At 47.9% G+C, this 10,794-nt stretch carries 11 protein-coding genes and 4 pseudogenes; 7 read left to right on the forward strand and 8 right to left on the reverse strand.

Annotation, left to right across the window (positions count from 1 at the left end; translation table 11 throughout):
- Positions 1 to 219: 219 nt before the first annotated feature.
- Both JCM16161_RS19275 and JCM16161_RS13260 read right to left on the reverse strand, forming a co-directional pair.
- Positions 220 to 396, reverse strand: coding sequence for a hypothetical protein (locus tag JCM16161_RS19275; protein ID WP_243671739.1), 177 nt, complete (start codon positions 394 to 396; stop codon positions 220 to 222).
- 61 nt (positions 397 to 457) lie between these two features.
- Positions 458 to 763 (reverse strand): 50S ribosome-binding GTPase, encoded by a 306-nt coding sequence (locus tag JCM16161_RS13260; RefSeq protein ID WP_054856172.1) that lies wholly within the window; start codon positions 761 to 763, stop codon positions 458 to 460.
- 51 nt (positions 764 to 814) lie between these two features.
- Here JCM16161_RS13260 and JCM16161_RS13265 point away from each other — a divergent pair, with 51 nt between their 5' ends.
- From JCM16161_RS13265 to JCM16161_RS13270, 4 genes are read left to right on the forward strand one after another with little or no spacing between them, the layout of a single operon-like run.
- On the forward strand, positions 815 to 1,507 hold the full coding sequence (locus tag JCM16161_RS13265) for a phosphate uptake regulator PhoU (protein ID WP_243671740.1): 693 nt from the start codon (positions 815 to 817) through the stop codon (positions 1,505 to 1,507).
- 47 nt (positions 1,508 to 1,554) lie between these two features.
- Positions 1,555 to 1,827: a hypothetical protein gene (locus JCM16161_RS19280; protein ID WP_243671741.1), complete on the forward strand. Its 273-nt coding sequence runs from the start codon at positions 1,555 to 1,557 to the stop codon at positions 1,825 to 1,827.
- The gene (locus tag JCM16161_RS19285) at positions 1,824 to 2,126 is read left to right on the forward strand and encodes a hypothetical protein (RefSeq protein ID WP_243671742.1); all 303 of its coding nucleotides are present in this window, start codon (positions 1,824 to 1,826) and stop codon (positions 2,124 to 2,126) included. The genes JCM16161_RS19280 and JCM16161_RS19285 overlap by 4 nt, the downstream gene beginning before the upstream one ends.
- Entirely contained in the window at positions 2,039 to 2,470 is a 432-nt protein-coding gene (locus tag JCM16161_RS13270; protein WP_243671743.1) for a class I SAM-dependent methyltransferase, read from the forward strand. The genes JCM16161_RS19285 and JCM16161_RS13270 overlap by 88 nt, the downstream gene beginning before the upstream one ends.
- 368 nt (positions 2,471 to 2,838) lie before the next feature.
- Here the strand turns inward: JCM16161_RS13270 and JCM16161_RS19290 are convergent, their stop codons facing one another.
- The 4 genes and pseudogenes from JCM16161_RS19290 to sufB (JCM16161_RS13285) all read right to left on the reverse strand — a co-directional run bounded on the left by JCM16161_RS19290 (position 2,839) and on the right by sufB (JCM16161_RS13285) (position 6,614).
- Positions 2,839 to 3,141: a SufD family Fe-S cluster assembly protein gene (locus JCM16161_RS19290; RefSeq protein ID WP_243671744.1), complete on the reverse strand. Its 303-nt coding sequence runs from the start codon at positions 3,139 to 3,141 to the stop codon at positions 2,839 to 2,841.
- Positions 3,108 to 3,662, reverse strand: coding sequence for a hypothetical protein (locus tag JCM16161_RS19295; protein WP_243671745.1), 555 nt, complete (start codon positions 3,660 to 3,662; stop codon positions 3,108 to 3,110). The genes JCM16161_RS19290 and JCM16161_RS19295 overlap by 34 nt, the downstream gene beginning before the upstream one ends.
- Positions 3,663 to 3,697: 35 nt before the next feature.
- Positions 3,698 to 5,129, reverse strand: a pseudogene (sufB, locus tag JCM16161_RS13280) (Fe-S cluster assembly protein SufB).
- A gap of 66 nt (positions 5,130 to 5,195) precedes the next feature.
- Positions 5,196 to 6,614: pseudogene (gene sufB / locus JCM16161_RS13285) on the reverse strand (Fe-S cluster assembly protein SufB).
- Between the two features lie 116 nt (positions 6,615 to 6,730).
- On the opposite strand from sufB (JCM16161_RS13285), the pseudogene sufC reads away from it, so the two are divergent.
- From sufC to JCM16161_RS13300, 3 genes and pseudogenes are all read left to right on the forward strand, one after another.
- Positions 6,731 to 7,493 (forward strand): annotated as a pseudogene (gene sufC, locus JCM16161_RS13290) (Fe-S cluster assembly ATPase SufC).
- Between the two features lie 41 nt (positions 7,494 to 7,534).
- Entirely contained in the window at positions 7,535 to 8,227 is a 693-nt protein-coding gene (locus tag JCM16161_RS13295; protein WP_054856173.1) for an amidohydrolase family protein, read from the forward strand.
- A gap of 166 nt (positions 8,228 to 8,393) precedes the next feature.
- Positions 8,394 to 8,849, forward strand: coding sequence for a dihydroorotase family protein (locus JCM16161_RS13300; protein ID WP_243671746.1), 456 nt, complete (start codon positions 8,394 to 8,396; stop codon positions 8,847 to 8,849).
- A 25-nt stretch (positions 8,850 to 8,874) separates the two neighbouring features.
- Here JCM16161_RS13300 and JCM16161_RS13305 read toward each other — a convergent pair.
- Both JCM16161_RS13305 and JCM16161_RS13310 read right to left on the reverse strand, forming a co-directional pair.
- Positions 8,875 to 9,203: pseudogene (locus JCM16161_RS13305) on the reverse strand (AbrB/MazE/SpoVT family DNA-binding domain-containing protein).
- 121 nt (positions 9,204 to 9,324) lie between these two features.
- Entirely contained in the window at positions 9,325 to 10,413 is a 1,089-nt protein-coding gene (locus JCM16161_RS13310) for a MaoC family dehydratase (RefSeq protein ID WP_243671747.1), read from the reverse strand.
- Positions 10,414 to 10,794 lie beyond the last annotated feature (381 nt).

Genomic DNA, 10,794 nt, shown 5'->3' on the forward strand with positions numbered 1-10,794 from the left:
GTTAACCCCACTTAAGGTGGATTACTGAATTCACCCCTGGAATTAATAAGCTTCACTTTTTAGGTTTATAAGCTGATTAGGGTTAGCTAGGTTGGAGCTGAGTTTAAGCTAGCCTGGCGGGTTACCTGCATGCTGACGGCGGGGCTCGGGCAGTGATGCCACGCCCGTGAGGGTGCCTGAAGATGAGGGACCCTTAGGGACAGGGAGCCGTCGGTTAAGTCACTGCCTCTTTGAAAGCTCAGAGCCCAGCACCCTGCTTAACTGGGCGAATACCTGATCCCTATTAACCTTCGTTAACTCAATAACCTTAAACCCATACCTATTCACGAAGGCTAGTAATCGTTCATTTGACCTATAGGCCATGTAGATCGTGCCGAGGAAATGAACATTATCCACAACCTCCTCAAGACCCTCAGGAAGCCCTCATGCATTAACTCCATCTTACCAATCTCATCAACTACAAGTAATGAACCTGGTCTGGAGGCCTTATAGCCGGTATCCCAACGTCCTCCATAGCCCTTAAATTAACATTGTACTTACCAACCATAGGCCCACCCTTGAATAGGCTCACGTGAGCCAGCCAAGCCTCCCTACCACTACTAACATCCACGATCTTAAAGCCAACCCTCGAACCACCCTCCCTAACCTCGGTGGTTATGAATCCATAAACGCTGACACCCACTGACCTTGCGTGGTCGACTACCCGCTTAATAAGTGTCGTCTTACCGACGCCAGGCGGGCCCGTTATTAAGACCCTTAGCATGCTCCTCCTTAATTGATGATAAGATTAATTAAGTGTTTGCGCTTGAAGCATGTGGTTGAGGAGGAGGTTAGGAAGGTTGTGGCTTCTGGTAGGTCTTCAATAGCAATTACAATACCTAAGAAGTGGGTCTCTGCATTGGGCATTGAGGCTGGTTCTTACGTCCTGCTCAGGTTTATGGGTGATCACGTGGCCATAATCCCACTTAGTCGATCAGTACGTGGTCCCGGCATTAGTAATGTCGTTGATGTCGATAGGGATAACCCGGATTACGTGCTTAGGAGATTGATTACCCAGTATCTTAGGGGCGTTGACGAGGTTAGGGTTAGGTTCAATGGGTTTACGGGTATTAAGGGCGAGGTTAAGGAGTTGGTTAGGGAGAGGATTTCCGGGGCCGAGGTTATTGAGGAGGGTAATGACTACGTCGTCTTTAAGTTCGTAACCCCAATACCTGAGGTGCCGATTAAGAGGTTATTGAATAGGATGACTTTAACGGTCCTCGGAATGCTCAGGGACTCATTGGATATGTTACGTGGGTCTGACGTTAAGCCTGAGGATATAATTGATAGGGATAATGAGGTTGATAGGCTTTACCTACTCATTGAGAGGTTGGTTATGATGGGGATTACGGACCAATCAGTACTCTCTAAGCTTGGGGCCGGTAGTTCCAGGGAGTTGGTGAATTCCTTAATGGTCTCCAAGTCCATAGAGAGGCTGGTGACCACGCCTGGAGAATTGCCCAAATAATTGGTGAGGCCAGTCAAATATGCTGCAAGCTCAGTGAGTACTCAATTGTGGATAGTATCATGGAGCTTGGGCTTAATTCCACCGACATACTTAGGGAGGCGGCCATGGCCTTCATCAATGGCGATACTGAGGATGCCATGGAGGTCCTGGACAGGAGGTTAGTCATGAGGGGTAAGAGCCTTGAGGTTATTAAGTCTATTTATGGCAGTGGGCTTCATGTTGATGTTGGTGGTAGGTTAATGATGATTGTGGAAAGCATTAGGAGGGTTTCAGAGTATAGCTATGACATTGCCGAGTTGACGCTCGACACCTATGGGTGATTTCAACGTCGTCAATACCAATATTTAATAGGTATGCAAGGGACTATGATGGTTGGTACGTGAAGCATGCGGATACTGCGGAGTCTGAGGTCAAGGCCGTGTCGATGATCGTGCCCAGGGGCCTCGGTATTGAAATTGGTGTTGGTAGTGGCTTCTTCGCGGGTAGGGTTGGCATACCCATTGGCCTAGAGCCTGCCCTGCAATGGCCGAGTTGGCTAGGGATAGGGGTGTTGATGTCGTGGTTGGTGTGGGTGAATCCATGCCGCTTAGGAACTCCTCATTTGACTATGCAGTCATAATAGTGACCATATGCTTCCTCGATGATCCAAGGAAGACCTTAACCGAGGTCCACAGGATCCTCAAGCCTGGTGGTAAGTTAATTACCTGTATTGTGCCGAGGAATAGTGAGCATGGTAGGCATTACATGGAGCTGGGCAGGAGGGGCCATAGGTTTTACTCAGTAGCTCACTTTTACACCATTGGTGAGGTGAAGGATGTGCTTGAGTCCCTGGGATTCACGGTTAGTGATAAGGCCGTGGCCGTGCTATCCAGGGGAGTTGGTGATTATTACGAGGAGCCTCAGGTGGTTGATCTAGGTAGGGCTGAGGGCTTTGGCTTTGCATGCATTGAGGCTATTAGGTGAATTACCTACTTCATTATTATTAGCTTACCCATTACCAATGACCTTATTACCTCAGCATCATACGCAAACTCACTTGGTAATGAGTCAATGAATTGGGAAGCCACCTCATGTATTATTAAGTCCGTAACCTCATCCTTACTGATACCCCTAAGCCTTAGGTAATTAACCTGGTCCTCATCTGGCGACGCATCCGCGCGCTGTGCCTTGCGCCATTAACATCCCCGGTATCAACCATTATTATCGGCACCGAGCTGCATAGGCGCCCTCATTCATCACGAAGACCTTACCCTCAACATTCGTATCACTCCACTTAGCGCCCTCGGTTATCCTGCCCAGGGCCCTATGTATTATGAAGGACTTATCCCTGGCTATGCGAGGACCTTCGAATAGCTCGTACCATACTCACCGGTATGAACCGCATTTACCTGGTAATCAATCCTTGATGCGCCATAACCAATTTCAAGACCCAGGTGGTTCAAGCCACTCTTCCTGCCCTGCAGTAGGTAGTCCTCCCTATGATGGTTCATGGAGCCCCCCATGATTAATGTCCTGGCGGTTATTGTCGATTCATCACCAGCTATGACCTTAATCAATGAGTAGGTGGGTACCTGCTCATGGGTGCTTACGAATAATGCATTCAGCCTAGAGCCTCTGCCCAGGTAAATCTCCACGGTGTTGATGGACATCCACCAAGGCCATTCATGAAGATGCTGAGTGATGCCGTGACTCCGTCATTAATCAATACCGTGTAATGAGTCGGTAGTAATACCGGCCTTGGCATCGACGAAACAACGCCTATTCTAAGTGGTTCACTTAGGTCATCGTTAATTTCAACGTAGGTCCCGCCAATTAGGTTGGCCACGTGCCGAGCCAAGGCCTTTGATTCCGAAATATCTATTGACTTAAATAGTAATTTACCGAATTCCTCACCTAATTCGGTAATACTCATTACATTAACACCATTGGGCACCTTTACGATGCTCATATTACCATTTACAGAGACTATGTTTGATTCATAGGGCATGTTAATCATGGAATATTTAGATAATTCTTCGATATTTGGGTCGACGCACCTCTCGAAGGCACTCCAATCAGTGTAGTACTTAACCGAGGGCGAATCCCTAATCTGTTGATAGGGTATCTTCTGGGCGAGTTCCCTGGCCCTTAGCTTCAATTCGTCAAGCCACTTCATTTATGACCACCTAATTATTAAGGGGTACTTTTAAGTCATCCTACCTTGGATAACTTACCGAACTCAAGCTCAATAACCCTATTAAGTGTCATTGCGTACTCAGTGGGTAGGCGGACGGTTATGTCCTGTATGAAACCAAGGACGACCAGGCTCCTGGCGGTTCCCTCATCAAAACCCCTACTGCGTAGGTAGAATAACTTATCCTCACTAATCCTGCCGGTGTATGCTTCGTGGGTCACTGTCGCGGTCTCCTCGAAGACTTGGTCATGCGGTATTGTGTAGGCCCTCGACTTATCATCAAGGATTAGGGAGTCGCACGATACCGAGGACCTTGCATACTTGGCGCCTTCTCTAACGTAAACAAGCCCTCTATAGACCACGGTACCTCCATTAATACTTACGCTTTTATTAATGATCTTGCTCGAAGTCCTTGGCGCGTCGTGGTACGCCTTCGCCCCATTCTCCTTCCAGAATGGGCCATTGGCTATGGTCACGCCAATAATGCTTGTTTTCGCACCCTCACCCTTAAGCACGGTGCTTGGGTATGTATAGCTAACCTTACTACCGAGACTACCCTCAATCCACTCAACGGTTGAGTTCTCCATGCAACCGCCCTCTTATTGTTAAAGTTAATTATGTTCCTGCTCCAGTTCTGTATCGTGTTAATCCTTAAATGGGCATTCCTCGCCGCATAGCCCTCGACCATCCCATCATGGAAGCTAAATCCCTTATACACAGGGGCTGCGCAGCCCTCAAGCCACTCAACACTCGCACCCTCATCGGCAATTATCAATGAATGCTCAAACTGACCCTCCCCAGAACTACCTATTAGGAAGAAGGACTCAATGGGCATGTCAAGCTTCACGCCAGGTGGTACGTAAACAAATGTACCACCACTCCAAAGCGCTATGTGCAATGCCGCGAATTTATGTTCACCCGGTGGGAATATCCTAGCGAAGTACTGCTTAACAATGTCCGGGTACTTCTTGACGGCCTCGTCCATCGTAGTGACTATCGCGCCCTTCTCCTCAAGGTACTTCTTAACATGCAAATAAACAACCTCGGAATCAAACTGACCAAGCAACCCGGCTAACACCTTGGCCTCAAGCTCAGGCATTCCTAATGCCTCATAGTACCTCCTGATCTCCTTGGGCACGTCATCCCATGACCTCGCCCTCTCAACACTGGGCTTCGCATATAGGACCAGGGACTCCAGGTCTATCTCCTCCTTTATTGGTAACCACTTTGGCTCTGGTAATTTCTCGAACATTTCCAGGGCCCTAAGCCTAAGCCTCCTCATCCAATCAGGCTCACCCTTAATCCTACTCAGTTCCTCAACATATCCTTTGTTATTCTGCCCTTAATCACGGCCTCCCAAGGGGCAAACTCCATTTCTGGGCCGAGTAATTCCTCAACGGAGCTTCTCTCAATAACGGTCTTCAAAGACTCTGCCGAATTATTGCTCATCAGTGTCACCGAGCCTCTTTACTGTGGTTATTTAAAAACCAGTCCCCGAAAATAACTTATAATGAACTACCCAACACCGCCCATCCTCGAGAGCTCCAGCTCAATGGCCCTATTGAATATGGATACATACTCAACGGGTAGGTTAACCATAATGTCGTGGAAGTAACCAAGGACTATTAGGCTGCGGGCCTCCTCCTCACTAAGGCCACGACTACGTAGGTAGAATAACTTATCCTCACCAATCCTACCAGTATAGGCCTCATGCGTTACTACGGCTGTTTCCTCAAAGACCTGCTCATGAGGTATGGTATAAGCTAGACCTATCATCAAGGATTAGGGACTCACAACTCACGGATGACTTGGCATACCTGGCACCCTCCCTAACATAGACAAGGCCCCTATACACCGACGTACCACCGTTTAAGCTAACGCCCTTACTAACAACCTTACTATAAGTATGCGGAGCACTATGGAATACCTTAGCCCCCTCCTCCTTCCACGTTGGCCCATTGGCCAGGGCCACGCTCGTCACCGTGGTCCTTGAATTAACCCCCTTAAGCACGCTCATTGGGTATACGATTGTCACCTTACCACCCAGGGAACCGCTCAGCCAGTCGACGCTCGCATTATCCTCAATAATGGCCCTATTATTACCGAAGTAAATAACATCTTTACTCCAATTCTTTAGGTCTACGAGCCTAACCCTGGCGCCCCTATGTATGTATGCCTCGGTCATACCATCATGAAGGCTGAGCCCAGTAAACACTGGGGCTGCGCAGGCGACTATGAACTCAACGCTTGCATTCTCACCAACTACAATGAGTGAATGCTCAAACTGACCAATACCTGCACTACTTATTAGGATGACTAGTTCGATGGGCATCTTAACATGAACACCAGGTGGTACATACACAAATACGCCACCGCCCCAAAGGCTATGTTCAATGACGCAAACTTATACTCTGGCGGGAACACCCTTGCAAAGTATTGCTTAACAATGTCAGGGTATCTCTTGACGGCTTCATCCATGCTCATTGCAATGACCCCCGCCTTCTCGAGCTCCTTCTTAGTACTTTCATAAACAACGCCACCATCAACTTGCCCAATAACCCCAGATAAAACCCTGGCCTCGAGCTCAGGTATCTTCAGCGTCTCATAATACTCCCTCAACTCCCTAGGTAGTTCATCCCATGACCTCGCCCTCTCAACACTGGGCTTCGCATATAGGACCAGGGACTCCAGGTCGATATTACCTTCAAGAGGGAGCCAGTTGGGCCAGGGCTGCTTCTCGAACATTTCCAGGGCCCTAAGCCTAAGCCTCCTCATCCAATCAGGCTCACCCCTGACCCTGCTAATCTCCTCGACGACATCCCTCGTAATCCTACCTCTAATCTCCACCTCCCACTTAATGGGTTTTGCACGGCCAAGTATGCTTGAGTATTCTTCGGTTTTTGCTATCTCGAGTTTCACGCCGTCCTTGCTCATGGCTATTCTTTAGAATAAATGGTTATATTCAATATTATTAAGTTTTCCAATGATAAGCCCACATAGACACTGCCAAAAAGTTTTTAATCAGTGTCACAGAAGCCACATGACCAATAATGACTAGGCTTGAGGTAATTAACCTAAGCGTTGAGGTTGATGGTAAGAGGATTTTAAATAACGTTAACCTAACCGTTGAGTCAGGCGAGGTTGTGGCTATCATGGGGCCCAACGGTAGTGGCAAGACAACACTATTCCTAACAATTGCCGGTCACCCGAGGTATAACGTGGTTAATGGAGATATTAGACTTGATGGAGAGTCAATACTTAAGCTATACCCTGAGGAGAGGGTGCAAAAAGGGATATTGCTTGCCCTGCAGAGTCCCACGCCTGTTCCCGAGGTTAGGCTTTCAACTCTGATAACAGCGATGCTCAATAAGAAGGCTGGCAAGCGAATAACTGACCCACCACCACCCCAGGTCATTGCAGAGATGACAAAGTTAACAACCGAACTCGGCCTAAAGCTGAGCACCTATCGAGGGGTGTTCACGCCGGCTTCAGTGGCGGTGAGTCCAAGAGGGCTGAGATGCTTCAACTACTAATGTACAAGCCCAAGGTAGCCATGCTTGACGAGCCTGACTCCGGCCTTGACGTTGATGGCATAGCGGTAATAGGCAAGTCAATAGCAAGGCTTGCCCAGATGGTACGGCAATACTCGTCACAACACACCATGCTGAGATACTACATTACGTTAGGCCGACAAGGGTTATTGTGATGGCTAAGGGCTCCGTGGTTCACGTTGGTGGTGAGGAGGTCGTTAAGATGATCGAGTCGATGGGTTACGAGAGGTTCTTTAAGGAGGTTGCAAAACTGAATGTGTAAGCACAATGAATAATTTTAATTCAGGCTGGTAATTACCCTTAATGGGTGTTTCTAAGGCCGACGTACTAATTAAGGCTAGGGCTTACGTAAGGGGTAGTGTTAAGGAGGTTTATGTAGGTATTACGGGTAGTGAAATAACCTATGTGGGTAATGAACCCATTGAGGCAGGGAATAGGTTGGAATTGCCAAGCCAGTACATCCTGCTCCCTGGTTTCGTGGATATTCACGTCCACTTCAGGGACTTTGAATTATCCTATAAGGAGGACGCGGTTAGTGGGACTCAGGCAGCGCTGGCTGGTGGGTACGTGGCCGTCGGCGACATGCCCAACACAAAGCCCCCAATAAAGACCATTGAATTGCTGAGAAGGAAGATCGAGGAATTTAGTAGGAAGACCAGCATACACATGAGGCATTACTTCGGTGCCCCTCAGGACCCGTCCGTGTTAAGGGATGCCCTTAGTAATGGGGCCTACGCAGTCGGTGAGGTGCTTCCTGAGGAGGTTGCTGAGTATGGCGGTGACCAATACCTGGAGGCCCTGTTTAAGGAGGCTGCTGGGGTTGGTATTCCGGTCATAATGCATTGTGAGGACCCCGTAATCATTAATCAGTATAATGGACCCAGGGACTTTGAGCATCATAACTTAATTAGGGGCCCAAGGCTGAGCTGGCCTGTGTTCATAACGTCATTAGGCTTGTTTATAGGTATGGCACTAAGGTCCACATCACACATCTAACGCTCCCGCAGTCAATAAGCATGATTAGGCTGAGCGGCCTTAACATCACCTTTGACGTGACGCCACACCACATGCTACTAAGCCAGGAGGAGTGCCTGGCAAGGTCTGAAAGACCTGCCTACTGTAAGGTGAACCCACCACTTAGGATGAGGCAACAAGAAGGGAGTTGCTGGCCATGTTCATTAGGGGTGAGGTGCCTATCGTGGCGAGCGACCACGCACCACATGCAGATTGGGAAAAGGATAAGCCATATGATGAGGCGCCGCCGGGTATTGTTGGTCTTGAGACGACGGCGCCGTTATTACTTACGCTGTGGCGCCGCGGGTTCACAGACCTAGGCACAGTAATGAGGGCAATTCAGGAGAGGCCTGCTAAATTCCTTGGATTTAACATGGGGATTAGGCAGGGCTCCTGCGCCGATCTAACCATAGTAAATACCAAGGCCAGGCACAGGATAGAGCCGGAGAGGTTTAGGACTAAGGCTAAGTTCTCGCCATTTAAGGGCTTTGAGGTTGACGTTGCCGTAGTCGCGACAATACTTCACGGTAAGTTGGCATACCTTAGTGAGGAACATATTGATGATACGACCAGAAAGTTGCTGGAAAACTCATTACCACATTGATTTGGGATTTTACTCAGCTCAAAAGTTACTCATCAAGAATCAATTGCCTAGTGCCTACCTCCTTAATCCTTATGGGCGTTATATTTAGGATCTCAACATCATCCAACGGCATTATCCCGTACCTCTCCCTGACCTCCCTCGGTATTGTGAATTGCCTACTCGCGGTGTGCCTAGTCCTCAGGAGAGCCACACGCTTTAATGTAATTACCCTATCATTATGCCTAATGGTTATGTCGCATACCTAGCCCATTCAATCCCAAGCATTCTAATCAGTTTTGCTGGCAACAATACCTGGTTATTAATGTATATCTTAGTCCTATACGGAAGACCATTAACCGGTTTTGGACTTGGCATTTAATTTCTAAATTCAATCCCTAAATAAAAGACTTTCGATAAAGACAACAAAGAGACAACGATGGATTAAGTTAGGGCGCTGAAAGTCAGATTATGTACAGCATTAATTCTAAACACATAATCACCTCCATATAAACCTCCATGGTGTGTGTTCTTTCTTGTATATTGCTATTTTCCTTGTTATTTCTGCGACCTCTGTCCTCATCATGCCCTTATAGAGCCTCGTCCTAACGGTGATCACGCCAAACCTTGGGTCGCTCGACCCCTCAACACTGAGGACCTCAGAGACCGCGTGGAGTGTGTCTCCGTGGAATACGGGGGCCCTCAACCTAAGATCCGTTATTCCTAGGTCGGCGGCAATATTCATTGTTAGGTCCATCGATGATAAGCCGCAGGCGAGGCCCACAATGAATGGTCCCTGGACAACGGGCCTCCCATAATCATGGTAAAGCATGTACTCCTCATCGAAGTGCAGTGTTGCTGTGTTCATTGATAGTACCGTGCTCAGCACATTGTCGAATTCATAAACCGTCCTACCAAGCCTATGAACAATAACCTCACCGGGGCTGAAGTCCTCGAGAAACCTACCAAGCCACTGCTCATGGCCCAACCTCGTAAATTGCATGGAATTGTAATCAAAGGGCCTAGAACCCTCACCAGGCCTGGCCTCGGCCTTACCCACAGGCTCACCCCTCAGGAACTTAATCCACGGTGACCCATCCCGCCTATAGACTAGGTTGCTCCTCCTAACCTCATAAACCAACTCACCCCTCTGGTTATAGGCCCTATGGACCCAGGTCACAACCCCCATGCCCGGCCTACTCCTGGACTCACGCTTATTAACGACCTCAGACTCAACGCATACCGTATCGCCTGGGTAAACCGGCCTGACCAACCTCTCGTAGTCAATGCCTAGGAATGCCATGGTATTAATACTCGTATCCCTAGTGGAGATACCAATCACTAGGGAGAGCAGGAACCTCGGATTCATGATGACATTACCAAAGTCAGTCCTGGAGGCATACTCACGGTCAAGGTAAAGCGGTGTGTAGTCCAGGGTTAGTGAAGACCAAAGGACGTTATCGTAGAAGTCAACAGACCTGCAGGGCCTATGCCTAATTACGGAGCCAACAACAAAATCCTCAAAAAAAACGGACCAAAATAACCAGCACCAACCATTATGGTGAATAATGCGGAATTCCTTATTCAATTTTATGTTCTAAGCCACCATAACCATCCCTAGGTTGTTATGGGATCTAGCGCAGGAATGCATTAACACCATCCACCAGGTAATGAGGCATGGATTAAATAGTAATAACGTGATACTCATCATTGTTAAGCCATATTTCTGCGCATCATTTACGTTGAAACTGGTGTATCCTGAGCGTTAGTTAAGCAAAGGAAATAATAGAAATGCCGCTAAACACCCGAGAATCATAGGATTCGCCACGACTTCCGGCAGTACTTAGGAGACGCTTGGTGATTGACGAGGGTTTAGAATTCATAGACCCGATGATTGAGGTATCTAAAGAGTTATAGTTTATTTTATTAATATTGTAAATTTTCAATTATTTATTAATTAAATAATTAT

This window comes from Vulcanisaeta sp. JCM 16161 (genome assembly GCF_001316285.1).